General features: G+C 53.5%; 21 protein-coding genes. 6 read left to right on the top strand and 15 right to left on the bottom strand.

Annotated features, from left to right (window positions below; genetic code table 11):
• Positions 1-48 precede the first annotated feature (48 nt).
• The gene (locus BM261_RS10785; protein WP_074898165.1) at positions 49-1,644 is read left to right on the top strand and encodes an L-lactate permease; all 1,596 of its coding nucleotides are present in this window, start codon (positions 49-51) and stop codon (positions 1,642-1,644) included.
• A gap of 218 nt (positions 1,645-1,862) precedes the next feature.
• Here the strand turns inward: BM261_RS10785 and BM261_RS10780 are convergent, their stop codons facing one another.
• On the bottom strand, positions 1,863-2,264 hold the full coding sequence (locus BM261_RS10780) for a hypothetical protein (protein ID WP_143095780.1): 402 nt from the start codon (positions 2,262-2,264) through the stop codon (positions 1,863-1,865).
• Positions 2,265-2,268: 4 nt separating this feature from the next.
• Positions 2,269-4,062, bottom strand: coding sequence for a 2-isopropylmalate synthase (locus BM261_RS10775; RefSeq protein WP_074898161.1), 1,794 nt, complete (start codon positions 4,060-4,062; stop codon positions 2,269-2,271).
• Between the two features lie 231 nt (positions 4,063-4,293).
• On the opposite strand from BM261_RS10775, the gene BM261_RS10770 reads away from it, so the two are divergent.
• On the top strand, positions 4,294-5,157 hold the full coding sequence (locus tag BM261_RS10770; RefSeq protein ID WP_074898158.1) for an RnfABCDGE type electron transport complex subunit B: 864 nt from the start codon (positions 4,294-4,296) through the stop codon (positions 5,155-5,157).
• A gap of 295 nt (positions 5,158-5,452) precedes the next feature.
• Here BM261_RS10770 and clpA read toward each other — a convergent pair whose 3' ends face one another.
• Together clpA and clpS are read right to left on the bottom strand one after the other, a co-directional pair.
• Complete coding sequence (gene clpA, locus BM261_RS10765; RefSeq protein ID WP_074898155.1) at positions 5,453-7,717, bottom strand: ATP-dependent Clp protease ATP-binding subunit ClpA; 2,265 nt, start codon at positions 7,715-7,717, stop codon at positions 5,453-5,455.
• Positions 7,714-8,019 carry an ATP-dependent Clp protease adapter ClpS gene (clpS, locus tag BM261_RS10760; RefSeq protein ID WP_074898152.1) on the bottom strand — a complete coding sequence of 102 codons (306 nt, stop codon included), beginning with the start codon at positions 8,017-8,019 and terminating at the stop codon, positions 7,714-7,716. The genes clpA and clpS overlap by 4 nt, the downstream gene beginning before the upstream one ends.
• Before the next feature lie 260 nt (positions 8,020-8,279).
• Between clpS and mfd the strand changes: the two genes are divergently transcribed.
• Complete coding sequence (gene mfd / locus BM261_RS10755) at positions 8,280-12,170, top strand: transcription-repair coupling factor (protein ID WP_074898150.1); 3,891 nt, start codon at positions 8,280-8,282, stop codon at positions 12,168-12,170.
• A gap of 270 nt (positions 12,171-12,440) precedes the next feature.
• Complete coding sequence (locus tag BM261_RS10750) at positions 12,441-12,755, top strand: hypothetical protein (RefSeq protein ID WP_240317860.1); 315 nt, start codon at positions 12,441-12,443, stop codon at positions 12,753-12,755.
• Between the two features lie 412 nt (positions 12,756-13,167).
• On the opposite strand, the gene BM261_RS10745 is transcribed toward BM261_RS10750, so the two are convergent.
• Both BM261_RS10745 and BM261_RS12550 read right to left on the bottom strand, forming a co-directional pair.
• A complete protein-coding gene (locus tag BM261_RS10745; RefSeq protein ID WP_074898148.1) occupies positions 13,168-13,989 on the bottom strand; it encodes a hypothetical protein in 822 nt (273 codons plus the stop codon).
• A gap of 263 nt (positions 13,990-14,252) precedes the next feature.
• Positions 14,253-14,531 carry a hypothetical protein gene (locus tag BM261_RS12550; RefSeq protein ID WP_143095779.1) on the bottom strand — a complete coding sequence of 93 codons (279 nt, stop codon included), beginning with the start codon at positions 14,529-14,531 and terminating at the stop codon, positions 14,253-14,255.
• A 335-nt stretch (positions 14,532-14,866) separates the two neighbouring features.
• Between BM261_RS12550 and BM261_RS10740 the strand changes: the two genes are divergently transcribed.
• Positions 14,867-15,595, top strand: a complete 729-nt coding sequence (locus BM261_RS10740) for a hypothetical protein (protein ID WP_074898145.1) — start codon at positions 14,867-14,869, stop codon at positions 15,593-15,595.
• 136 nt (positions 15,596-15,731) lie between these two features.
• On the opposite strand, the gene BM261_RS10735 is transcribed toward BM261_RS10740, so the two are convergent.
• The 9 genes from BM261_RS10735 to zwf form a co-directional block, all read right to left on the bottom strand.
• Entirely contained in the window at positions 15,732-16,358 is a 627-nt protein-coding gene (locus tag BM261_RS10735) for a hypothetical protein (protein WP_074898143.1), read from the bottom strand.
• Positions 16,359-16,388: 30 nt separating this feature from the next.
• Entirely contained in the window at positions 16,389-16,604 is a 216-nt protein-coding gene (locus tag BM261_RS12710; RefSeq protein WP_074898141.1) for a hypothetical protein, read from the bottom strand.
• Between the two features lie 252 nt (positions 16,605-16,856).
• Positions 16,857-18,524, bottom strand: coding sequence for a glucose-6-phosphate isomerase (gene pgi, locus BM261_RS10725; protein WP_074898138.1), 1,668 nt, complete (start codon positions 18,522-18,524; stop codon positions 16,857-16,859).
• 51 nt (positions 18,525-18,575) lie between these two features.
• On the bottom strand, positions 18,576-19,427 hold the full coding sequence (locus tag BM261_RS10720; protein ID WP_049249973.1) for an SIS domain-containing protein: 852 nt from the start codon (positions 19,425-19,427) through the stop codon (positions 18,576-18,578).
• Positions 19,428-19,512: 85 nt separating this feature from the next.
• Positions 19,513-20,490 (bottom strand): glucokinase, encoded by a 978-nt coding sequence (locus tag BM261_RS10715; protein ID WP_074898135.1) that lies wholly within the window; start codon positions 20,488-20,490, stop codon positions 19,513-19,515.
• Complete coding sequence (gene pgl / locus BM261_RS10710) at positions 20,480-21,166, bottom strand: 6-phosphogluconolactonase (protein WP_074898132.1); 687 nt, start codon at positions 21,164-21,166, stop codon at positions 20,480-20,482. Before pgl ends, BM261_RS10715 begins: the two co-directional genes overlap by 11 nt.
• 95 nt (positions 21,167-21,261) lie before the next feature.
• On the bottom strand, positions 21,262-21,843 hold the full coding sequence (locus BM261_RS10705; RefSeq protein WP_074898129.1) for an RNA 2'-phosphotransferase: 582 nt from the start codon (positions 21,841-21,843) through the stop codon (positions 21,262-21,264).
• A complete protein-coding gene (locus tag BM261_RS10700; RefSeq protein WP_074898127.1) occupies positions 21,843-22,298 on the bottom strand; it encodes a hypothetical protein in 456 nt (151 codons plus the stop codon). Before BM261_RS10700 ends, BM261_RS10705 begins: the two co-directional genes overlap by 1 nt.
• 58 nt (positions 22,299-22,356) lie before the next feature.
• Positions 22,357-23,790, bottom strand: coding sequence for a glucose-6-phosphate dehydrogenase (gene zwf / locus BM261_RS10695; RefSeq protein WP_074898125.1), 1,434 nt, complete (start codon positions 23,788-23,790; stop codon positions 22,357-22,359).
• Positions 23,791-23,968: 178 nt separating this feature from the next.
• Here zwf and BM261_RS10690 point away from each other — a divergent pair.
• Positions 23,969-24,327 (top strand): transposase (locus BM261_RS10690; RefSeq protein ID WP_143095778.1); only part of this gene is annotated, 359 nt, incomplete at its 3' end.

Raw genomic sequence — 24,327 nt, 5'->3', positions numbered from 1 at the left:
CGACTGCGATATGAAATTAACAACAACTTGTCCGCAAAGGATATTTTTATGCCTTTATTTTTAAGCATCTTCCCCATCGTGCTGCTGATTTGGCTGATGGTGAAGAAAAACAGCGTTCCATCCTATATCGCACTACCCGTTACGGCGGTACTGATTTACATCATTCAGATGTTTTATTTCAACAGTCCGACATTGGCACTCAACGCCAACGTTGCCGCCGGCCTTGTCGCCACCCTCACACCGATCACCGTGATTTTCGGCGCCATCATGTTCAACCGCATGATGGAAACCACCGGCTGTATCGACACTATCCGCAAATGGCTGGCCAATATCAGCCCCAACCCCGTTGCCCAGCTGATGATTATCGGCTGGTCGTTTGCCTTCATGATTGAAGGCGCATCAGGCTTCGGCACACCCGCCGCCATTGCCGCCCCCATCCTGATGAGCCTGGGTTTCAACCCCTTGCGCGTCGCCATCTTTACCTTGGTGATGAACTCCGTACCGGTATCGTTCGGCGCGGTCGGCACACCGACATGGTTCGGCTTCGGCCAACTGAATTTGAGCCACGACGAAATCATGGCCATCGGCAAACAAACCGGCATTATCCACTTTGTCGCCGGCTTCATTATTCCGCTGATCGGCCTGAGCTTCATCACATCATGGCAGGAAATCCGTAAAAACATCGGCTTCATCTACATCGCCATCCTCTCATGCACCATCCCTTATGTCATCTTGGCACAGGTAAACGAGGAATTCCCATCGCTGGTGGCGGGTGCCATCGGCCTGTTGATTTCCGTATTCGCCGCCAACCACGGCATCGGCCTGAGCAAAGAATACCCGAAAGACCCGAATGCGGAAAAACCGTCCTTCGGCGCAGTGGCCAAAGCACTGGCACCGCTGGGTATGCTGATCGGCATGCTGGTGGTAACGCGCATCAAACAAATCGGCCTGAAAGGATTGATGACCAGCACCGAGCCTTGGTTCTCCTTCTCACTGCCCGGCTTGTCCGAGATTACGGTTACCGAATCGCTGACCATCATCTTCGGCAACATCTTCGGCTCCGGCGTGGCGGAAAAATACCAAACCTTGTACGTTCCCGCGTGGATTCCGTTCGTGATTACCGTCTGGATCTGTATCGTGCTGTACAAAACCAAATTTAAAGATGCCTGGACTTTCTACGTCGCCACTTTTAACCAAACCAAAAAACCGCTGTTGGCCCTGATGGGTGCGCTGATTATGGTGAAACTGATGCTGGTCGGCGGCGACAACTCGATGGTGAAAATCATCGGCCGCGAATTTGCTTCCGTTGCCGGACAACACTGGGTGTACTTCTCATCCTATCTGGGTGCGATCGGCGCATTCTTCTCAGGTTCCAACACCGTATCTAACCTGACCTTCGGCTCGATTCAGCAACAGATTGCTCTCGACACAGGTCTGTCGGTTACACTGATTCTGGCCTTGCAATCGGTTGGCGGCGCCATGGGCAACATGGTCTGCATCAACAACATCATCGCCGTGTGCTCGGTATTGGACGTCAAAAATTCGGAAGGCGCGATTATCAAGAAAACCGTGGTTCCGATGTTCCTCTACGGCATTATCGCCGCACTGATGGCCGTATTGATTATCCCGCTGCTGCCGTTGTAATACCATAAGCAGATAAGGCAAAAGGCCGTCTGAAACCCTGCAAAGGAGTTTTCAGACGGCCTTTTCGATTACCACAATAGGACAACTTAAAGTTCATCCGCAAAACGGCTGTAGCCGCTCGTCAGCCTTTCCGGCATCATAGGAAAAGCAACCCACAATAGGCAGGCAATCTTTGCCGCATATTGCCCGTCCGATCTTCAACCTTGACTCCCAACCTTTCAGACGGCCTCCCGCAACACGGAAAAATTGAAACGCAAAACAGGAAGGTAATCGCAGGCAAACCGGGCAGTAAAAAGGCCGTCCTCCCTACTGGTAATAGCCAAACTCTCCACCCTCAAACCGCATTCGTCATCGCCGTCCTCGGCACAAACGGCGGCATATTGCCGCAACCAGTGTTCGAACACGGAAACATCGGTACAACCCTCAAATTCAAGCCGCACTTCTTTTCCGCCCGGGTAATACACCGGATACAGCAACACATCCAAGCTGAACACCCTGCCCGCCAATGCCGCTTTCAACAGCACGGCATCGTGATAAACATATTCGGTTTCCATTTTTCCAATCCACCAAAAAGGCCGTCTGAAAACATCGGCTTTCAGACGGCCTCCATCTTGCGTCAACCCGTCAAACCGTGCCTTGCGCCTTCATTTTTTCTTCGCCGAACTCCAGCTTGCTCAAAGCGGCCAGATAGGCTTTGGCCGTGGCGGCCAAAACGTCGGTATCCGCGCCCTGCCCGTTGACGACGCGGTTGCCGCGCGCCAGACGCACGCTGGTTTCGCCTTGACTTTCCGTGCCCTGCGTTACCGCGTTCACAGAATAAATCTGCAAGGTCGCACCGCTTTGCGCCACGCTTTCAATCGCTTTGAAAATCGCATCGACGGGGCCGGAACCGGTGGCGGATGCGCGTTTTTCTTCGCCCTTGATGCTGAACACAATGTCGGCGCGTGGCTCTTCGCCGGTTTCGGTGCTGATTTTTTGGGAGATGAATTTGTAGCTCTCGGCGTTCAGGCTGCCCATTTCGTCGGACACCAGCGCGTGCAGGTCTTCATCGAAGATTTCCCGTTTTTTGTCGGCAAGTTCTTTGAAGCGGGCAAACGCGGCATTCAATGCTTCTTCGCTTTCCAATTCGATGCCCAATTCGGCCAATTTGCTGCGGAACGCGCTGCGGCCGGATAACTTGCCCAAGGTCAGGCGGTTGGTGGCCCAGCCGACCGATTCGGCAGTCATGATTTCATAAGTTTCGGGGTGTTTCAGCACGCCGTCCTGATGGATGCCCGATTCGTGCGCGAAGGCGTTTGCGCCGACCACCGCCTTGTTGGGCTGCACGGGATAGCCGGTAATGGTGGACACCAGTTTCGATGCCGGCACGATTTGCGTGGTGTCGATGCCCGTTTCCAAGCCAAACAAATCGTGGCGTACTTTCAACGCCATCACAATTTCTTCCAAGCTGGCATTGCCCGCGCGTTCGCCCAAACCGTTGATGGTGCATTCCACCTGGCGCACGCCTGCCTGAACGGCAGCCAGCGAGTTGGCAACCGCCATGCCCAAATCGTTGTGGCAGTGTGTGGACCAGATGACCTTATCGCTGTTGGGCACGCTTTTGATGATATTGCTGATACGCTCGTACCAAACGGAAGGGATGGAGTAGCCGACGGTATCGGGAATATTGATGGTGGTTGCGCCCGCCTCAATCACCGCCGTAAAAATTTTAGCCAAAAAGTCCAAATCGGAACGCACCGCGTCTTCGGCGGAAAACTCTACATCATCCGTATATTCTTTGGCGATTTTCACCGCTTTCACCGCCGCATCAATTACCTGCTGCGGCTTCATTTTCAGCTTGTACTCCATATGGATGGGGCTGGTGGCGATAAAGGTGTGGATGCGTTTTTTCGGCGCGGGGGAAACGGCTTCGCCCGCCTTGCGGACATCGTTTTCAACGGCACGCGCCAACGAGCAGACGGTGGCGTTGGTGATGATTTTGGCAATCGCGTTCACCGATTCGAAATCTCCCGGGCTGGCGGCGGCAAAACCCGCTTCAATCACGTCCACGCCCATTTTTTCCAACTGGCGGGCAATACGGATTTTCTCTTCTTTAGTCATGGATGCGCCAGGCGACTGTTCGCCGTCGCGCATGGTGGTGTCGAATATAATGACACGGTTGTTTTGGCTGGTGGTCATGGTGTTTTTCTCCAAGGTGGTTTGCTGCTGCATAAAGGCGTTCAAATCCAACGGCCGCCCCTGCGCTTCGGCCAGCGCGGTCAGCTTTTGCAGTTGCGCCAAAGGCAGCGAACCGCGCGTGCGCCATTTATAGATGGCAGCCGTGCTGGCGGCATTTTGCGGGTCTTGCTGCTTCAAGGCTTCGGCCAGAGCGTTTACACCGCCGAAATAGGCAATTAAGCGGTCGATATTCAGTTGCATATTTTGTCCAATCGTCATCGGGCATTTTCTTCAAAGAAGCGGCGATTATACTTTTTTTAGACATTTTAGCAATGAATTTTTTAAAAACATGCCAAAAATCCCATTTCAAAATTAAAATTTAAGACTTTTTGTCTAATTTTAGGCAGTAGTTTTCAGGGAAAAAACGCAAACATTTTTTCAAATCAATCTGTTAAAATATACCCCTTTTATTTACGAGTTACGAGTACCACCATGCCTGTTGCCGCCGTCGAACAAATCAACCGCCTGCTGCCGCAAACCCAATGCCGCGAATGCGGTTACGACGGCTGCCTGCCCTATGCGCGCGCGTTGGCGGCAGGAGAAGCGGCAGTCAATTTGTGCGCCCCCGGCGGGGAAGCCGTGATGCTGGACATCGCCGGCCTGTTGGGCAAACCGCCGGTTGCGCCCGCCAAAACCCAAGCCAAAGCACTGGCATGGATAGACGAATCGGCCTGCATAGGCTGCACCGCCTGCATCCGCGCCTGCCCGGTTGATGCGATTATGGGCGCGTCGAAGCTGATGCACACGGTGATTGCCGAAGAATGTACCGGCTGCGGCCTGTGTGTCGCCCCCTGCCCCGTCGATTGCATCCACATGCTGCCGAACGGTGCCGACTATTTGCCGCAATCACGCAGCCTGTCGGGCGGGGAAACCGCGCCGCGCTTTGCCGCCGCCGCCCATGCGCAAGCGCGTTTCGAACGGCACGAAAGCCGCAAAGCGCGTGAAGACGCGGAGAGAAAAGCCTACTATGCCGAACGGGAAGCTGCCACCCGCCGCGCCGCCGCAGCGGCTGTTCCGACCGCGCCGTCCGCCGTGCAGCCGTCGGCCAAACCCGCCTTCAACCCCGCCGACCTGATTGCGCAGGCCATGGCGCGCGCCAACGCCCAGCAAACCCAACGCAGCGTACCGTCCAACCGCGAACATTTCAAACAGGCGCAAATCAAGGCGGCTCAGGAAAAGGCAACCTTCCGCCGCTACCAGCGCGACGCGCAATACGGCAACGAAACGGAAAAAGCCGCCGCCATCGAGTGGCTGCGGCAATACAAAGCGGCGCAGGAGCAGGCAGACGAAATCTGAATACGTCCAAAGGCCGTCTGAAAACTGATTTTCGGTTTTCAGACGGCCTTTAATCTATATCTGATGAATACTATACGCTTTACCTGTTGATTCACCCTCAATTTTCCTGAAAACTCATCGCCCGCTTCATTGAACCTATCGGTGCAGTCCAAGATTTTTGCGGCTTTCACGGCCTGCATCCCTCAAGCACGGACAACAAGCATGAAACAAAAAAAGACGGCGCGGCAAGGCCGCCCGTCCGATACGGTTGAGGCCGTCTGAAAACACCAAAACGGTTTTTCAGACGGCCTTTTGATTATACGGCTGCCGCCGTGTTGTGCTCAAAATCCAACACGGCTTCTTCCTTCTCCGCATCCCAATCCAGCCGCACGAAACCGCCCTCGGCCAGCCGTCCGAACAGCAATTCGTCGGCCAGCGCGCGGCGCAGTTTATCCTGAATCAGGCGGCGCATCGGGCGCGCGCCCATTTGCGGGTCGAAGCCTTTTTCGGCCAGATAGGCGCGCAGGGCGGGGGTGAACTCGGCCTCCACCTTTTTCGCCAAAAGCTGCTGTTCGAGTTGCAGCAGGAATTTATCGACGATGCGGGTGATGACTGTGCCGTCCAGCGGTGCGAAGGGGATGATTGCGTCCAGGCGGTTGCGGAATTCGGGCGTGAAGGTTTTGTTTACCGCCTGCATCTCGTCGCCGCGCTCATGCCGCCCGGTAAAGCCGAAGCTCGGGCGGCTCAGGCTTTCCGCACCGGCATTGGTGGTCATAATCAGCACCACGTTGCGGAAATCCGCGCTTTTGCCGTTGTTGTCGGTCAGCCTGCCCGCGTCCATGACCTGCAGCAGGATGTTGAAGATGTCGGGGTGGGCTTTTTCGATTTCGTCCAAAAGTAAAACGCAGTGCGGCTGCTTATTGACCGCTTCGGTCAACAGGCCGCCCTGTTCGAAGCCGACGTAGCCCGGCGGTGCGCCGATGAGGCGGGAAACGGCGTGGCGTTCCATGTATTCGGACATGTCGAAACGTTGCAGCGGCACGCCCAGCGAGAAGGCCAGTTGTCGGGCGACTTCGGTTTTACCCACGCCGGTGGGGCCGGAGAACAAGAAGCTGCCTATCGGCCGATCTGGCGAACCCAAGCCCGAACGGGACATTTTTACCGCCGATGCGAGCGCGTCTATGGCGGCATCTTGGCCGAACACCATGTTTTTCAGGTCGCGCGCCAGATATTTCAGCACTTGTTTGTCGTCGTGGGAAACGGTTTTTTCCGGAATACGGGCAACTTTGGCGATAACGGCTTCGATTTGGGCTTTACCGATGACTTTTTTCTGTTTGGATTTGGGCAGGATTTTCTGCGCCGCACCTGCTTCATCAACGATGTCTATGGCTTTGTCGGGCAGGAAGCGTTCGTTTATGTAGCGGGCGGAGAGCTCGGCCGCCGCTTCGAGTGCGCCGTTGGTGTAGCGCACGTCGTGGAAGTTTTCAAACACGGGCTTCAGGCCGCGCAGGATTTCGACGGTTTCGGCCACGCTGGGTTCGGCGATGTCGATTTTTTGAAAACGGCGGCTCAGGGCATGGTCTTTGGCGAAGATGGTGCGGTGTTCGTCGTAAGTGGTCGCGCCGATACAGCGCAGCGCACCTTTGGCCAGCGCGGGTTTGAGCAGGTTGGACGCGTCCATCGTGCCGCCGCTGGTGCTGCCCGCGCCGATAATGGTGTGGATTTCGTCGATAAAGAGTATCGCGCCGTCCACTTTTTCCAAGGCTTTGACCACGGCCTTCACACGCGCTTCGAAGTCACCGCGGTATTTTGTCCCCGCCAGCAGCGCGCCCATATCGAGCAGGAAGACGGTGTGCCCGGCCAGCACTTCGGGCACGTCGCCGCGGACGATTTGGTATGCCAGGCCTTCAGCCAGCGCGGTTTTGCCCACGCCCGCCTCGCCCACCAAAAGCGGATTGTTTTTGCGGCGGCGGCACAATACCTGTACCAGCCTCTCCATTTCGTTTTTTCGGCCGATTAACGGATCGATGCGTCCGGCCTGCGCCTCGGCATTGAGGTTGACGGTATATTTCGTCAATGCATCGCCTCCGGCTGCGGCATTTTCTTCCTCTCCGCTTTCAGACGGCCTCTCCGCGCCGTCGTCTCCCGCGTCGCCATGCGCCAGATAACGCAGGATTTCGACGCGGCTGACAGATTGCAGTTGGAGGAAATAAACGGCCGGACAGTCTTTCTCGCTCATCAGCGCCACCAGCACGTCCACCGGCCGCACTTCGCGTTTTTCCACCGACTGCGCGTGAACAATCGCCCGCTGCATCACACGTTGGAAACCGAGTGTGGGCTGGGTTTCCACCTTATCCATCAGATTGGGCGGCAGCGTGGGCGTGTTGTCCTGAATGCTGCTGACCAGCTGGCCGGACAGGACATCCAAGTCCACATGCAAGGCTTCCAGCACCTGCTGCACGTCGTCCGACTGCTCCATCAATGCCAGCAGGAGCTGTTCCAAAGTAATCAGCTCGAAACTGCGCGCGCGGGCATCGGCATAAAGTTCTTGCAAAATCCGTTCCATCGCATCCGAAATCATGAAACCTCCTCCAAAATACATTTCAACGGAAATCCGGTGTCTTCGGCGCGGTGGTGTACCTGCATCTGCTTGGTCTGCGCGATATCGCGGGTATAGACGCCGCACAAGCCCTTGCCTTCATGATGCACCAGCAGCATCACCGCCACCGCCCTGTCTTCGGGCAGCCGGAATACTTCGGTTAAAACCTCCACCACAAAATCCATGGTGGTGTAGTCGTCGTTGAGTAGGAAAACGCCGTATTTGCGCGGCGGGCGAAGTTGCAGCGCGCTGCCGCCTTCGGCCTGTTGGTGTTGTGTTCCCATGATGTTCTTTTTTCTGTCGCGATTCGGAAGCCGCCTATATTTTGTCTGCTTAGGCGTTTTTCAATCTTTTCAGACGGCCTCTTCAGCCTATAAATAGGAATGGTTATACTTTATCACAAATCATCAGAGGCCGTCTGAAAATCACCCGATCCATCCTATCCCCCTTACACCCGCTTTTAATCTGCTAAAATCCCGCTTTTACAACCCACCACGGCAGCCCGAAAAATTTTCCGGCTGCCGCAAGCCATTGTCCCTACGCCATGACCTACCCTATCCCAAAACCCCGTGAAAAATCCCGTTGGCTCAATCTTTCGCAAGGCTCGCTGCCGCTGGCTTTGGCGCGTTATCTGCCGCATAAGCGGCTCAAAGTCGTGCTGACCCAAGATGCGGAACAGGCATTGCGCCTTCAGACTGCATGGCGTTTTTTCCGCCCGCACGATACGGCGGTGTTCCTGCCGGACTGGGAAACGCTGCCTTACGAGCGTTTTTCGCCGCATCAGGATTTGGTGTCGGAGCGGCTCTCGGCGTTGTGGCAGATTAAAAGCGGCACGGCGGACGTGTTGTTCGTGCCGGTTGCCACGGCAATGCAGAAGCTGCCGCCCGTGCCGTTTCTGGCGGGGCGCACGTTTTGGCTGAAAACGGGGCAGACTCTGGATATAGGTCGTCTGAAAAGCGATTTGGTGGATGCGGGCTACAACCATGTTTCCCATGTTGTCGCGGCAGGCGAGTTTGCCGTGCGCGGCGGCATTGTGGATTTATTCCCGATGGGCAGCGAAATGCCGTACCGCATCGATTTGTTCGACGATGAAATCGACAGCATCAAAACCTTTGACACCGACACACAGCGCACCATCTCCCCCGTTTCCGAAATCCGCCTGCTGCCGGCGCACGAGTTCCCCACCGACAGCGAGGCACAAAAAATCTTCCGCAGCCGCTTCCGCGAGGAAGTCGATGGCAATCCGAACGATGCCGCCGTGTACAAAGCCGTCAGCAACGGCCACTTCGGCGCGGGCGTGGAATATTACCTGCCGCTGTTTTTTGAAAACGAGCTGGAAACGCTGTTTGACTATATCGGTGACGATGCGCTGTTTGTTTCATTGGGCGACGTTCACGCCGAGGCAAACCGCTTTTGGAGCGACGTCAAATCGCGTTACGCCATGGCGCAGGGCGATGAAACCTATCCGCCTTTGCTTCCACAGCATTTGTATCTCTCTGCCGATGTGTTCGCAGGTCGTCTGAAAAACTACGGACAAGTGCTGCCCGATGTTTCCGGCAAGGAACACATCCTGCCCGACCTTGCCGTCAACCGCCAATCCGACGAACCTTTGCAGGCATTGAAGGATTTTCAGACGACCTTTGACGGGCGGATTTTGCTGTGCGCCGAAAGTTTGGGACGGCGCGAAACCATGCTCGGCTTCTTGCAGCAAAACGGTTTGAAGGCCAAACCTGTGTCCGACTGGCAGGGCTTTTTATCGGCACACGAGCCGCTGATGATTACGGTCGCGCCGTTGGCATACGGATTCAAACTGGGCGGGCTGCAATCTCCGAACCAACAGCAACCTACTCCCGACTCCGAGGGAGAAGGTTGGGGAGAAGGCAAAACGGTTACCGACCAAACCAAATTTTCCGCAGCCGCAACAAACCCTCTCCCTAGCCCTCTCCCGCAGGAGAGGGAACAGAATGTCGCTGCCATTTCAGACGACCTGAAAACTGAAAGCAGCCTACCCCCCATCGAAAATAGTCTGCATGGGCAAATCCGACAGCAACCTGCTCCCTCCCCCGTGGGGGAGGGTTGGGGAGAAGGCAAAGCGGTTGCCACCCAAACCAAATTTTCCGCAGCCACAACAAACCCTCTCCCACAGGAGAGGGAACAGAATGCAGCCGCCATTTCAGACGACCTAAAAACCAAAAGCAGCCTGTACCCCGTCGAAAGTAGTCTGTACGGGCAAACCCGACAGCAACCTGCCCCCTCCCCCGTGGGGGAGGGTTGGGGAGAGGGCAAAGCGGTTGCCGACCAAAGTGCCATCGCCGTCATCACCGAATCCGAGCTCTACCAATACGTCGCCCGTTCGCGCGTCCACAACCGCCGCAAGAAACACGCCGCCGTTTCAGACGGCCTGTTACGCGACCTTGCCGAAATCAACATCGGCGACCCCGTCGTTCACGAAGAACACGGCATCGGGCGGTATATGGGCTTGGTAACGATGGATTTGGGCGGCGAAACCAACGAAATGATGTTGCTCGAATACGCGGGCGAAGCGCAGCTTTATGTACCTGTTTCGCAACTGCATTTAATCAGCCGCTACTCCGGCCAGGCGCATGAAAACGTCGCCCTGCACAAGCTCGGCAGCGGTGCGTGGAACAAGGCGAAACGCAAAGCCGCCGAAAAAGCACGCGACACCGCCGCAGAGTTGCTCAACCTCTACGCCCAGCGCGCCGCCCAATCGGGACACAAGTTTGAAATCAACGAGTTGGACTATCAGGCGTTTGCCGATGGCTTCGGCTATGAAGAAACCGAAGACCAGGCCGCCGCCATCGCCGCCGTGATTAAAGACCTAACGCAGGCGAAGCCGATGGACCGCCTTGTTTGCGGCGATGTCGGCTTCGGCAAAACCGAAGTCGCCCTGCGCGCCGCGTTTGTGGCGGTGATGGGCGGCAAACAGGTCGCCGTACTCGCCCCGACCACGCTTTTGGTCGAGCAGCACGCGCAAAACTTCGCCGACCGCTTCGCCGATTTCCCTGTGAAAGTCGCCAGCCTTTCGCGTTTCAACAACAGCAAAGCCACCAAAGCCGCGCTGGAAGGCATGGCGGACGGCACGGTCGATATCGTTATCGGCACGCACAAATTGGTGCAGGATGACATCAAATTCAAAAACTTAGGTTTAGTGATTATCGATGAAGAACACCGCTTCGGCGTGCGCCAGAAAGAGCAGCTCAAACGCCTGCGCGCCAATGTCGATATCCTCACCATGACCGCCACACCGATTCCGCGCACCCTCAGCATGGCGCTCGAAGGCCTGCGCGACTTCTCGCTGATTACCACCGCGCCCAGCCGCCGCCTTGCCGTCAAAACTTTTGTCAAACCCTTCAGCGAAGGCAGCGTGCGCGAAGCCGTGTTGCGCGAACTCAAACGCGGCGGGCAGGTATTTTTCCTGCACAATGAAGTGGATACCATCGAAAACATGCGCGAGCGGCTGGAAACCCTCCTGCCCGAAGCCCGCATCGGCGTGGCGCACGGACAACTGCGCGAGCGCGAGCTGGAACAAGTCATGCGCGACTTTTTGCAGCAACGATTCAACGTGTTGCTCTGTTCCACCATCATCGAAACCGGCATCGACATCCCCAACGCCAACACCATCATCATCAACCGCGCCGACAAATTCGGGCTGGCGCAACTGCACCAGCTTCGCGGGCGCGTCGGCCGCAGCCACCACCAAGCCTACGCCTACCTGCTCACGCCCGAATACATCACCAAAGACGCAGAAAAACGCCTCGACGCCATTGCGGCAGCAGACGAACTCGGCGCAGGTTTCACCCTCGCCATGCAGGATTTGGAAATCCGCGGCGCAGGCGAAATCCTCGGCGAAGGGCAATCCGGCGAAATGATACAGGTCGGCTTCACGCTCTACACCGAAATGCTCAAACAAGCCGTGCGCGACCTCAAAAAAGGCCGCCAGCCCGACCTCGACGCACCGTTGGGCATCACCACCGAAATCAAACTGCACAGCCCCGCCCTGCTGCCCGAAAGCTACTGCCCCGACATCCACGAACGGCTCGTCCTCTACAAACGCCTCGCCGTCTGCGAAACCGTGCAGCAAATCAACGCGATACACGAAGAACTCGTCGACCGCTTCGGCCTGCCAGAACAACCCGTCAAAACCCTCATCGAAAGCCACCACCTGCGGCTCGCCGCAAAAGAATTGGGCATAGACGCCATCGACGCGACCAGCGAAGCCGTCACCGTTACCTTCGGCAAACACCACCAAATCGACCCGACAGAAATCATCCTGCTGATTCAAACAGATAAAAAATACCGGCTGGCTGGGGCGGATAAGCTGAAGTTTACGGCTCAGATGGAGGATGTGGAGACGCGGATTAAGACGGTGAAAAGTGTCGTAAAGACTTTGAAAGAAAGAGTGATAGCAAAGTAGAGGATAGTGAAAAAAGGCCGTCTGAAACGATTTTTCAGCTTTCAGACGACCCTTTATAAAGACGATATGGAATATAAACGCAATTAATCTTGTCAAATTTTCTAACCGCGTGCGTCCCAAACGTTCACTATAAATAGACTTCATGTAGGCTATGGCTTGCTTAAACGCTCCCGTCATCGCAATTTATTGTTATTTCACCGATAATATCGGGTTATAATTTAACATTTAGATTAAATTTATTTAGACAAACAATTATTTGGAGACAATAAAATGCTAGATGAAAAAAATAAGCTAATTTTTCAAACTTGTTTATTGCTGGTTCGTCATATTATAAATTTAGTTGAACATGAAAAGAGTACAGGAATACGAATAGGTTATCATAGCCGAATATTCGATTCTTTATTACACCCACAAGAGTATTTTATTTCTTTAGGGAAATCAGAAAAACTATTAGATGGTGTTCAGGGTCGTATTGAGCACGTTGTCCCTTGTGCGTATATAGTTGAAAAGCTTGAAGAGTTAATTAAGAACAAAAATATACACAAGAAGAATTGGCGCATGCATTACAGAAAAATTGGAAGGTAGCACATATTACGAAAGAAGAAGCAAAGTTTATGGACTTCAATTTAAAACTCAAATCCACCATGCCCAAAGATTGGGATTTTATGACAGGAAGGCCTGAAATTAGATTGGAAGCAGCAGGAATCAGATTAGTCCCTAACAATCCACATTAAACAACACACGCTCATATTTACGTTGTTTATTTCAAGTGGCACACGATAGCAAGCCGTAGCCCGCATTAAACCTGCAGGCAGGGTGTGCGCGGCACGCACGCGGGCTTTAAGTGTAAATACAGAAGCAGTATAAAAAGGTCGTCTGAAAATACCAAAAATGTCAGATTCGAGTACCGAATCTACGGCTGCTTTAATGTACCTATCAATGTAATCTGTTTTAAGCCTAAGAGATTTATTGGGGAAAATATCCAACAGATCGTTCCTCAATGACTCAAATTAAAACGAAGCAGTTCTGCAGCTTCATGCTTAGGCTGTTCCAACATCGCCTGCATTGCATCGATTGTAAAACGGCACATTAAAGCCTGCTCTTCAGCCGTATATTGCTTTATTTCATCCTCATTGTCGTTATTGATTAACGCCAACTCCTGTTCACTATATTTCGTCCGTAAAATCTGATGTACTTTATCTTGTGTTTGCGCTATTTCAGTTTCGTCCGGCATTTTTCGATGAATATCGGCAGATTGCAAAGCACGTACTCTGGCTTGTTTAATAGGGACAAGATACGGCTTTATCTGTTTTGAAAAAAGCAAAACATCAGGAGCTAAATGCGGGTAATCCAAATAAAAGCAATTTGTCGTATCCTTTTCGTGAAGAAGTTGGGTGCGCAACTGCATATCTTCCCGAAACACAGCAATTAAGCTGTCATCATCCGCATACGGCAGTTTTTTCAATGCAATATCAATTATATTTGAAAGAAAAAAATCTAAGTCTTGTTTAGAATTATTTGACTTCATAAATTTTTCAGTTTGCGCCACAATTTGGGCATAATCCTGTGGAAACTTATCTTTGAAAATTAAGAAGATTATTTGATTTCCCGAATCTTCCATCATCAATTCCTCCGCTGTATGCGTCGGACGCAGAGTTTTGCTTGCAAAATGGTAAACAGGATTCAAGCCAAGAAACAGAAAGAATAAAATAGGTACGCCCAAAAATTTTGCCAGCCTGCTTTTACAATATTTTTTCACACAGATATAAGTTAACCATACTGATAATAATAGGCAAAATAGAAAAAGAATATAAGGCATTATATTGCACCCTTAATAAACAGCGAAATTTGGATATTGGAGGAATGAATATCTAGATACCGAGTCATTTATACTGAGCACAGACAAGCATAACGGGGTGTCACACCTGAATGCGATACCCTACAACATAGTCTGGCAAAATTTTTAGACTGCCTCCCGCATTATACATACCTATGGTAGCAAGTATGTCTTACGGTGTTGCCATGGTACTTAGATTTTTAGGGTTAATGCACACTAACCCATCTTTAAATAAACCTTACAAATTAGTTGATAATTATTTTTAATTCAATAATTATTGGTATTGTAGCAAAAGCACCATATTTTACAAAATAAAAATTAAAATCTTTAGGAATATGATTTATTGATGATTTACCCAATATAATAGCCCAAATCAATTTATTACTTTCTAAGTTTTTAGTAATAAGCATTTCCCAGATAGAGTTTATTTTTTGGTATTTTTTACATATTTTGTAAGCGAAATACCAATATGCAGCAACCCACGATAGGGTAAGTAATAAAATTAATAATTCTGATGTATTCATCTTTAAGCTTAAAACCTCATATTATTAAATATATAATTAGGATGCGGATCATTTAAATCTATTATCGGCGGTAATTAAATTCTCTTCGGCAAGTATCGTGGTTGGGCTTTAAAAAATAAATTATTTTATCAAATTGTTATATTAAAACCACACTAAAAAACGATACAAATTCCTACCTGGCCTAGAAATTATGCGCCATAACTAAAATTGCCATTCTATCGCTCCGATTCAACATGATTAGAAGCTAATATTTCAGGCCGTCTGAAAAATGTAGGAAACAGCCATAAATTTAACTTAAACACTTCCGGCTACGACAAAACAACCGAATCATTTGAATGAAAAGCAAAAAATATCCCCGTTTCCCCCGTCTGAAAGAAGAAACAGTCCGCATCAAACGCGTGCTTCCACTCAGCCCCGCTTATTGCGGCAATGTCGCCCACCTGATCCGTCTGTACCTACGGATTTGCCGCAATCCCTATCTGCATCTGCCGCGCGTACACGCCAACCGTACGCCATGGCATTTTATCGAACTGGACGGTCATTTTTACTTGGATTTGGGTCTGGATTTACCCGCAGGCCAAAGAGAATGGGGCTTTACGCTTCAAACCTGCCAACTGCCCGCTTGCCTGCAAGAGGGAGATGGGGAGGCTGAAGAGCATTTCTGCGACATTCTCAAGGCAATGTTGATGATGTTTTATCTACCCGTATTTGCGCTCAAGCAGTCTCAGTCCTGCGTATGCAACAAAACCGTGCTGCTGCCTGAGGCCGCCAATCCTCCACAAGACGATGAACAGCGCACCGATTTGATTCAAAATTTGTTTTTTAACAGCCATATAATGGATGCGCGCCGCAGGTTGATACAAGAAGGGGGAATTCTGTATTTTACGTTAGACGAAACCGCCCCCGTCAAACGCCGCCCATTGCGCAAATTGATAGATGAAATAAACATTCAGCCTCAAACAAGCGAACCGGAGCGGCAAAAAATACAAACCGTTATGGCGTTTTATCGGGAAATGGCCGATTTCCTGCAATCCGGCCTGCCCAAAAAACTGCCTGAATATTAAGGCCGTCTGAAACGTTTTTCCGGCTTTTAGACGACCTTTTATCAAATGATGCGGAATATCACTTATCTAACCTTCTAACCTCGTACCTACCTCATCAAGTTTTGGGCAGACTACGACTTGTATCGTTTGTTGATTTTTATAATTGCCAAAATTTCCAATAATCCCGTCCTTCAATTTTCCAATAACAAAATTCATCTGGTATTAAATACCCAAAATCCATCGCCTTTGAAAACCAACCGTCATAAATATAATCTTCATGACATCTGTCCCAATCCATATGTAAGTACACTTCAGTGTCAAAATTGACATAGAATAAAGGCAGCCTCGAGGAAATCTGATTGATTTTTAAGAAATCACTTTGCTGGCCAGAGTCTGAGATAGGATCATTGTACGACAGCTTGTTCTCGACAACGGAATATAACCTTACCGCTTCATCAGAAGTAAACCCCTGAAACATCAGTTCCTTCAATTCATCCTTTTTTAATTCAATGACTGAATCTGATTGAAGATAGCTTTCAAAATTGTCCTTAGTTAACTGCCAGATACCATTACGGTAATTTTTATAATCATAATTATATTGTTCTTTAGTTATAATTCCTTCTCTTAGGTAAATATCAAAAGATATTTTTGCGTTTAATTCAAAATTTTCCTTATAATCAATCAAATAATATATCTTTTTCTTATGGACAAAAATAGATATACACTGAATGTACTCAAAGATGTTATCTAATAATTCAGATTTAAATTTCTCAATCTTTTCCATATTTGCCAAATTCCTTAATAACTTTTATCTTCAGCAAGCCGTAGCCTGCATGAAATCTGCAGGCAGAGTGTGCGCGGTACGCACGCACGCGAGCTTGAGTTTAATAAAAAAGGTCATCTGAAACAATTTTCCGACTTTCAGACGGCCTATCCAACCGAAAAACCATGCTATTTCGAATAGCACGGCAATGTAAGTCATGAGTCTGACGAATTGCCCGTCCTGCGCGCCTACTGCTCGCGCAACCATCCCGTCTTTCGCGCAGCACTTTGCACCACAGGCCTGACCAACGGTTGATTACCGTGCGCCATTCGGGTGATGAACACTGAATTTGTTCGGCGTGTTCCAAGCCTGCATGAAGCGTGTCTGACTTTAAATTACCTCACCTTGCCGTAATCAGTTCAGGCCGTCTGAAAATTTGTTTTCAGACGGCCTGAATGGCACATGTGCAGTCGATAAGGCCTGCCGTTCTATGTTTGGCGGTTTCAGACGGCCTTTCGCCTACAAAATATCGCAGGTGCCGTCCACTTCGCAGTTGGCGCGGCGGTAGAGGCGGATAAGGCGTTCGGTGGACGCGTCGTGCGGCTGCGGCGGGATTTCGCCCGTCAGTTCGGCCAGAATGGTTTTGGCCAACTGTTTGCCCAGCTCCACGCCCCATTGATCGAAGCTGTTGATGCCCCATACCACGCCCTGCACGAAAACTTTGTGTTCGTATAAGGCAATCAGGCTGCCCATGTTGCGCGGGTCGATTTTGTCGAGCAGCAGGATATTGGTCGGGCGGTTGCCGCTGAATGTTTTGTGCGGTACGAGTTTTTCGATTTTTTCGCCGTCCATACCCTGCGCTTGCAATTCCATGCGCACTTCTTCCGCCGTTTTGCCGCGCATAAAGGCTTCGGCCTGGGCGAAAACGTTGGACAACAGGATTTCGTGATGGCCGGGCAGGTTGCTGCGTTTTTCCAGGCTGGCAATCAGGTCTATGGGGGTAATGTGGGTGCCTTGGTGCAGCAGTTGGAAGAAGGCGTGCTGGCCGTTGATGCCGGTTTCGCCCCAGATGATGGGCCCGGTATCCGTACCGACGGGTGTGCCGTCGCAGGCCGTCTGTTTGCCGTTGCTTTCCATGTCGAGCTGCTGGATGAATCGGGGCAGGTGGTGCAGGTGTTGGTCGTAAGGGGCGATGACGTGGCTGCCGCCGCCGAGATAGTTGATGTACCAAATGCCTATCATGCCGAGCAAGACGGGCATATTTTGTTCGAAGGGGGCGTTGATGAAGTGCTGATCCATCAGGTGTGCGCCTTCGAGCATTTCGATGAAGTTTTCTTCGCCCAGGTAAATCATGATGGGCAGGCCGATGGCCGACCACAGGCTGTAGCGGCCGCCCACCCAATTCCAAAACTCAAACATATTGACCGTGTCTATGCCGAAGGCGGATACGGCTTCTTTGTTGGTGGAAACGGCAACGAAGTGTTTGGCGATATCTTCTTCGCGTCCGGCTCGCAAAAACCAGTCGCGGGCGGTGTGGGCGTTGGTCAGGGTTTCCTGCGTGGTGAAGGTTTTGGATGCGATGATGAACAGGGTAGTTTCGGGGCGGACTTGTTCCAAAACGTCGCGCAGTTGCGTGCCGTCCACGTTGGAAACGAAGTGCATGTTCAGACGCGGGTGGCCGTAGGTTTGCAGGGCGGTGCACATCATCAGCGGACCTTGGTCGGAACCACCGATGCCGATATTGACGATGTCGGTGATGGCTTGCCCGGTATAGCCCGTCCAATCGCCGTTGCGGACGGCATGGGAAAACTGCCCCATATGCCGGAGTACGGAATTGACTTTGGGCATGACGTTTTCGCCGTCCACATAAATCGGCGTGTCGGCGCGGTTGCGCAGGGCGATGTGCAGGGCGGCGCGGTTTTCGGTGTTGTTGATTTTCTCTCCGGCAAACATGGCGCGCATTTTTTCCGGCAAACCGCTTTCGCGTGCCAACTCGAACAGGCCGTTCAAAGTTTGGCCGGTGATGCGGTTTTTGGCGTAGTCGAGCGTCAGGCCGCCGACTTCGAGCCAGTAGCGGCGGGCGCGGTCGGGGTCTTGGGCGAAAAGGTCGCGCATGTGCACGCTTTTCATTTCTTCATAATGCGGCCACAGTTGCCGCCATGCGGGCAGTTCGGACAGGTGTTTCATGATGTTCCTTGAGTGTGGGCGGTTCGGGTGTTTTCAGACGGCCTGCGCCGTTTATTCTTTGGTTTTGGTTTCGACATGCCGCCTGCGCAGGCTGCGTTTGCCTTTTTCCAGTTGCAGGCTGGCGGTTTCGCCCAGCCGCAGTGCGAGGCCGATGGCTAAAATGTCGATGACGGCCAGTTGCAGCAGGCGTGAAACCATGGGGGTGTATTGGCCGCTGTCTTCGTGCGAAAACACGTTTAACACGCAGTCGGCCAGATGCGCCAGCGGCGAGCCCATGCGCGTGATGGCGATGACGGCGGCACCGTTTTCCTTGGCCGTGCTGACCGCGTCGAGCAACTCGATGGACGCGCCGGAATTGGACACCACCACCACCACGTCCTGATCGCTCAGCACGGATGCCGCCATCAGTTGGATGTGCGGGTCGGAATAGGCCACGGTGGACATGCCGAAGCGAAAGAATTTGTGCTGCGCGTCCTGCGCCACAATGCCCGAATTGCCCACGCCGTAAAACTCGATGCGGCGGGCATGGGTCAGCATGGCGATGGCGTTTTCCAGTTCGGCTTCGTGCAGGAAGCGGCGCGCGCCCAGCAAGGCGGCGGCGGTGTTGCCCAACACTTTTTCCATCACGCCGCCCATGTCGTCGTCGGCATTCAGTTCTTCGTGTACAAACGGCATCCCTTCGCTGCCCAATCCGGCCGACAGGGCGAGTTTGAATTCCGGCAGGCCTTTATAGCCCAGCGTGCGGCAGAAACGGATAACGGTGGGCTGGCTGACGGTGGCGCGTTCGGCAATTTCGGCCACGGCGGCATGGACGAACCATTTCGGCTCGGCCAGGGCGCATTCGGCCACTTTGCGTTCCGCACCCGACAAGTCGTTCAAGGCTTGGCTGATTTTATCCAACATATTTTTCTCCTTATTTTGCTTTTTGATTTTCAGACGGCCTCCCGTCATACGGTGAGGCCGTCTGAAAACACAGTTTGCCGTTTCCTTACGACCCGAGTTTGCCCGCCAAAGCCGCCGCCGCGCCGGTGATGCCGGGGAATTCGGCCTGCACGATGTACACGGGGATTTCGGCCAAATAGGCGGAAAAACGGCCTTTGTCTTCAAACCGGCGGCGGAAGGGCGAGGTTTTGAAATACGGGATGAAACGCGGAACGATGCCGCCGCACAGGTACACGCCGCCGCGCGCGCCCAGAGTCAGGGCCAAGTCGGCCGCAGCCGTACCCAGCGCGGCACAGAAAATATCCAACGCGCGGCCGCACAGCGGCGAATCGCCGCGCAAGGCGGAGGCGGTGATTTCGGCGGCGGTTTGCGGCCTGCCGCCCGTTTCCTGCCTCAGGGCTTCGTGTATCAGTTCCAAACCCATGCCGCTGATCAGGCGTTCTGCCGACACATGGCCGAATTTTTTCCGCGCATAACGCCACACTTCGGCTTCTTCCTCGTTACCCGGCGCAAAGCTGACGTGGCCGCCCTCCCCCGCCAGCGGGATATAGCCGCCGCGCCCGTCAGGAATCAGCCCGCTGACACCCAGCCCCGTGCCCGCGCCCAAAACCGCTTTGGGCGCATCTTTTGCCGCCTCGCCGCCGCCGACCTGTATCAGCTGGTCGTCGGACAACAGGGTAACGGCCAAAGCCTGCGCGGTGAAGTCGTTCATCAGCAGCAGGGTATCCAAGCCCAAGGCGCGGCGGGTGTCGCGGATGGAAAAATTCCAATGGTGGTTGGTCATCTGCACATGGTCGCCGGTAACGGGGTTGGCAATCGCCACCGCCGCGTGCTTCACCTCGGGTTTGCCCATGCGGACAAGGTACTCCGCCACCGCATCGACGATGCCCGCATAATCTTTACATGCCAGCACTTGCACCTGCTCGAAATGCTGCGGCGCGGTTTCCAGTGCGAAACGCGCGTTCGTGCCACCGATGTCGGCAATCAGGCGCGGCCAGAGGCCGTCTGAAAAATCAGTCCGCATAATACACTCCGCATTCTCCGGCCATCTGCAGCACTTTGCCGACGGGATAGGTTTCGGGTTCGCCGATTGCGCGTTCGTAAACCGCTTTTTTCTCCGCCCCGCCTATGGCCAGGTAGAGGTGCGGCACGCGGGCGATTTCCGCCGCCGTCAAGCTGATGCGGCCGTGAGGCGCGGTAACAGGCTCGGTGTACATCAAAGGCTGCGCGCAGTCGGGCGACATGGCCGCGGCCAACTGCGGCGACTGCGGAAACAGCGAGGCGGTATGGCCGTCCGCACCCATGCCCAACACCAGCACGTCGGGGCGGCAGTAATGCGCGGATGCCGCGCGCACTGTGCGTTCGGGCTGCAAATCGGCCGCATCGTCTTCAATCAGGGGAATCCACCGTGCGGCGGCGGCGCGGTTTTGCAGCAGGTTTTGCCGCACCAGCGCGGTATTGCTGTCGGCATGATCGGTCGGGACGACGCGCTCGTCCGCCAGTGTAACGCCCACCTTACCCCAGTCCAAATCCGATTGCGACAGGGCGTGGAAAAAGGCAACGGGCGAACGTCCGCCCGACACAGCCAATACTGCTTCGCCGCGTTGTTCGAGCGTTCGGCGCAAATCCTGCGCCACCGCTTCTGCCAAGGCCAGGGCGGCCTGCTGCGCGGAAGGGAAGGAATGGAATCGTATGGTCATGGGTGTTCCTTGTGCGACGGCTCAGGCCGTCTGAAAACTGGTTTTCCTGCAAAGCAGAAGCATTATGATTAAAACCCCGGATCCGGCCGTGCCTTTCAGACGGCCTGAGGGAAAACAATATATTGCGGCGGCACGCTTTCGGTCAGCCATACGCCGTTGTCGGCCAGATAGAATTTGTGGCCAGCGGCCGTCATGGCGGCGGTGTCGATGCGCAAAACAACGGGTTTGCCGTGGCGCGCGCCGACTTTGACCGCAGTCTCCTCATCGGCAGAAAGGTGGACGTAGTGGCGGCTCGCACCGTGCAGCCCCTGCCCGCGTATGGACGAAAGCGATTTTTCCGCCGTGCCGTGGTACAGCACGGCGGGCGGTTCGGCAGCTTGGTGTTCTATTTGCACCTGTTGCATGGAATGTCCCTGCGCGGCACGGATGCGGCTGCCGTCTTCGGAAACGGTGAACCGTTTTTTGTCGTTGGTTTCCACAACTTCCATCAGCACTTCGCGCGTGATGCAAAGGCCGGTGCGGTTGTGGAGATTGGCTTTTGCCAACAGCTCGTCTATGTCCGCCCAACCGTTTTTATCGAGTGTCAGGCCGATTTGCTCGGGACGGTGGCGCAAAATCAGGCTGAAGAATTTGCTGACCGATTTACGCTGCTGTTCGTTTAATTCGTTGTTTTGCATTATTTTATTCCATGCACACCGTTTTCAGACGGCCTCGGGAGCAGCAAAGCCGCCGCCACCCCTGCCACCGCCGACAAAGGAGGAATGGTTGTTATCACGAGTATGACAGACCACGGCTGATCGACTGCCAACGCCGCGGCATTCACAACGACAAGCCACATGATGATCACAATCAGTGCTGCCGCCGCAGCCAATATCACCGACAACAATATCCCGGCCGCAGTGTACCGAAGCTTGAAGAGTTTGGCTGCCGCGGCATACAGCAAGGCGGTCGGCAATGTAAAAGCCATAGACTGCATACACAGTTCGAAAGCGAATGACAGCATTTTCATGCCGAAGCCGCTTTTTGCATCCAAATAACCGATAACCAGGCCAAATCCCGCCGCAACCGCGCCAACTATTAACGGCAGCATGACGGCAGGTTTCCAATATGACGAAATTTTGATTTGATCCATACGGTTCTCTGCATCTGTTTTCAGACGGCCTGATGATTGAAACAGGCCGTCTGAAACTTCAGTCCTGCTCTTCCAGCCACAAATCGCCGTTTTCGGCCAGCATGGCGCGGGCGGCTTCCACCCCGTGGCTGCCGGCGGGATAAAGGTGCGGCGGCACGGGCGATGCCGCCCAATGTTCCAACACAGGGGTCAGCCATGCCCAGGCGGCTTCGAGTTCGTCGCGGCGGTTGAACAGGTTCAGACGGCCGTCTATCACTTCGCGCAACAGGAGTTCGTAGGCTTCGGCACGGCGGCCTGCCGCGGCCTGCGCCAAATCCAACACCATTTCGGCGGGTACGGTACGGTCGCTGCCGACAGCCTTGACGGCCAGCCGCACGCGCACGGTTTCCTGCGGCTGCAGGCTGATGACGATGCGGTTCGGTACGGCGGCATAGAGTTTGCCGTCGTCGGGCTGCGGTTTGAAATTCAGCACGATTTCGGCCGTCCTGCCTGCCAGCCGTTTGCCGGTACGCAGGTAAAACGGCACGCCCGCCCAGCGCGGATTGTCGATTTCGGCTTTGATGGCGACATAGGTTTCGGTGCGGCTGCCGGCGGGGACTTTGTGTTCCTGCGTGTAGCCGTTCAAGCCGGCCGACGGGGCGTATTGGCCGCGTATGGCCTGCTTGTCGATGTCGTTCAGCGGTTTGAGCGATTGGATGACTTTGAGTTTTTCGTCGCGCACGTCGTCGGCCGCCAGTGATTTGGGGCGTTCCATGGCGGTAAAGCACAGCATTTGCACGATGTGGTTCTGCACCATGTCGCGCAACGCGCCGGTGATGTCGTAAAACTCGCCGCGCCCTTCCACGCCCAGCGTTTCGGCAATGGTAATCTGCACGGATTGGATGTAATCCTTATTCCACAAGGATTCGAACAGGCTGTTGCCGAAGCGCAGCGGCAACAGGTTTTGCAGGCCTTCTTTGCCTAAGTAGTGGTCGATGCGGTAGATTTGGTTTTCTTGGAAATAGGCCGCCACGTCTTCGTTGATTTTGCGGCAGGAAGCCAAATCCGTGCCAAGCGGTTTTTCCAGCACGATGCGGACTTTGGACGAATTCAGGCCTGCGGCGGCCAGTTTTTCGCAGGCGGGGGCGAAAAATTTGGGCGCGGTGGAAAGGTAGACGACTACGGCGTCGGTGTCGGGGCGTTGGTTCACTTTGTCGGCCAGCGCAGAAAAATCGGCCGCTTCGGCCACGTCCAGCGACAGGTAGTCTATGTGTTGTTCAAACTGCGCCCATGCCGCATCTTCGATGTTTTTGATGTGGATTTTGCTGTCGCGCCCCACTTTGGCCAAAAATTCTTCGCGGCTGAATTTGCTGCGGCTCACACCCAAGATGCGCCCCTGCGGATGCAGCAGTCCGGCCGCATGCGCCTGATACAGGGCGGGCAGCAGTTTGCGCATGGCCAAATCGCCGGTTGCTCCGAATAAGACCAAATCGAAATTTGTCTGCGGTTTCATTTTTTTCCTTATATTGATGCGGAAAAGGCCGTCTGAAAACGTGCCGCACGGTAAAAACGTAGCAATGCTACACGCGGCTACATGATTTGTCTACGACCCGCCGTATAACGGATAGAGACCTTTGCAAAATCCCCCCAAAATCCCCTAAATTCCCATCAAGACATTTAGGGGATTTCTCATGAGCACCTTCTTCCAGCAAACCGCACAAGCCATGATTGCCAAACACATCGACCGCTTCCCACTATTGAAGTTGGATCAGGTGATTGATTGGCAACCGATCGAGCAATACCTGAATCGTCAAAGAACCCGTTACCTTAGAGACCACCGCGGCCGTCCCGCCTATTCCCTGTTGTCTATGTTCAAAGCCGTCCTGCTCGGCCAATGGCACAGCCTCTCCGATCCCGAACTCGAACACAGCCTCATCACCCGCATCGATTTCAACCTGTTTTGCCGTTTCGACGAGTTGAGCATCCCCGATTACAGCACCTTATGCCGCTATCGCAACTGGCTGGCGCAAGACGACACCCTGTCCGAATT

Origin of the sequence: Neisseria elongata subsp. elongata (assembly GCF_900113545.1) — a bacterium.
GTDB classification, from domain to species: Bacteria; Pseudomonadota; Gammaproteobacteria; order Burkholderiales; family Neisseriaceae; genus Neisseria; species Neisseria elongata.
Note: the sequence above shows the minus strand (reverse complement) of the source record. Positions and strands in the feature narration are given on the sequence as shown.

What these genes read in the sequence shown, in the direction of transcription:
- mfd (WP_074898150.1), top strand. Translation starts at nt 8,280, where the DNA reads ATGACCTACCCTATCCCAAAACCCCGTGAAAAATCCCGTTGGCTCAAT.
- pgi (WP_074898138.1), bottom strand. Translation starts at nt 18,524, where the DNA reads ATGAAACACCTGTCCGAACTGCCCGCATGGCGGCAACTGTGGCCGCAT.
- BM261_RS10745 (WP_074898148.1), bottom strand. Translation starts at nt 13,989, where the DNA reads ATGCCTTATATTCTTTTTCTATTTTGCCTATTATTATCAGTATGGTTA.
- BM261_RS10700 (WP_074898127.1), bottom strand. Translation starts at nt 22,298, where the DNA reads ATGGATCAAATCAAAATTTCGTCATATTGGAAACCTGCCGTCATGCTG.
- BM261_RS10705 (WP_074898129.1), bottom strand. Translation starts at nt 21,843, where the DNA reads ATGCAAAACAACGAATTAAACGAACAGCAGCGTAAATCGGTCAGCAAA.
- BM261_RS10785 (WP_074898165.1), top strand. Translation starts at nt 49, where the DNA reads ATGCCTTTATTTTTAAGCATCTTCCCCATCGTGCTGCTGATTTGGCTG.
- zwf (WP_074898125.1), bottom strand. Translation starts at nt 23,790, where the DNA reads ATGAAACCGCAGACAAATTTCGATTTGGTCTTATTCGGAGCAACCGGC.
- clpS (WP_074898152.1), bottom strand. Translation starts at nt 8,019, where the DNA reads ATGGGAACACAACACCAACAGGCCGAAGGCGGCAGCGCGCTGCAACTT.
- BM261_RS10740 (WP_074898145.1), top strand. Translation starts at nt 14,867, where the DNA reads ATGAAAAGCAAAAAATATCCCCGTTTCCCCCGTCTGAAAGAAGAAACA.
- BM261_RS10770 (WP_074898158.1), top strand. Translation starts at nt 4,294, where the DNA reads ATGCCTGTTGCCGCCGTCGAACAAATCAACCGCCTGCTGCCGCAAACC.
- BM261_RS12710 (WP_074898141.1), bottom strand. Translation starts at nt 16,604, where the DNA reads ATGGTTGCGCGAGCAGTAGGCGCGCAGGACGGGCAATTCGTCAGACTC.
- pgl (WP_074898132.1), bottom strand. Translation starts at nt 21,166, where the DNA reads ATGACCATACGATTCCATTCCTTCCCTTCCGCGCAGCAGGCCGCCCTG.
- BM261_RS12550 (WP_143095779.1), bottom strand. Translation starts at nt 14,531, where the DNA reads ATGAATACATCAGAATTATTAATTTTATTACTTACCCTATCGTGGGTT.
- clpA (WP_074898155.1), bottom strand. Translation starts at nt 7,717, where the DNA reads ATGATTTCGGATGCGATGGAACGGATTTTGCAAGAACTTTATGCCGAT.
- BM261_RS10715 (WP_074898135.1), bottom strand. Translation starts at nt 20,490, where the DNA reads ATGCGGACTGATTTTTCAGACGGCCTCTGGCCGCGCCTGATTGCCGAC.
- BM261_RS10735 (WP_074898143.1), bottom strand. Translation starts at nt 16,358, where the DNA reads ATGGAAAAGATTGAGAAATTTAAATCTGAATTATTAGATAACATCTTT.
- BM261_RS10775 (WP_074898161.1), bottom strand. Translation starts at nt 4,062, where the DNA reads ATGCAACTGAATATCGACCGCTTAATTGCCTATTTCGGCGGTGTAAAC.
- BM261_RS10750 (WP_240317860.1), top strand. Translation starts at nt 12,441, where the DNA reads ATGCTAGATGAAAAAAATAAGCTAATTTTTCAAACTTGTTTATTGCTG.
- BM261_RS10720 (WP_049249973.1), bottom strand. Translation starts at nt 19,427, where the DNA reads ATGTTGGATAAAATCAGCCAAGCCTTGAACGACTTGTCGGGTGCGGAA.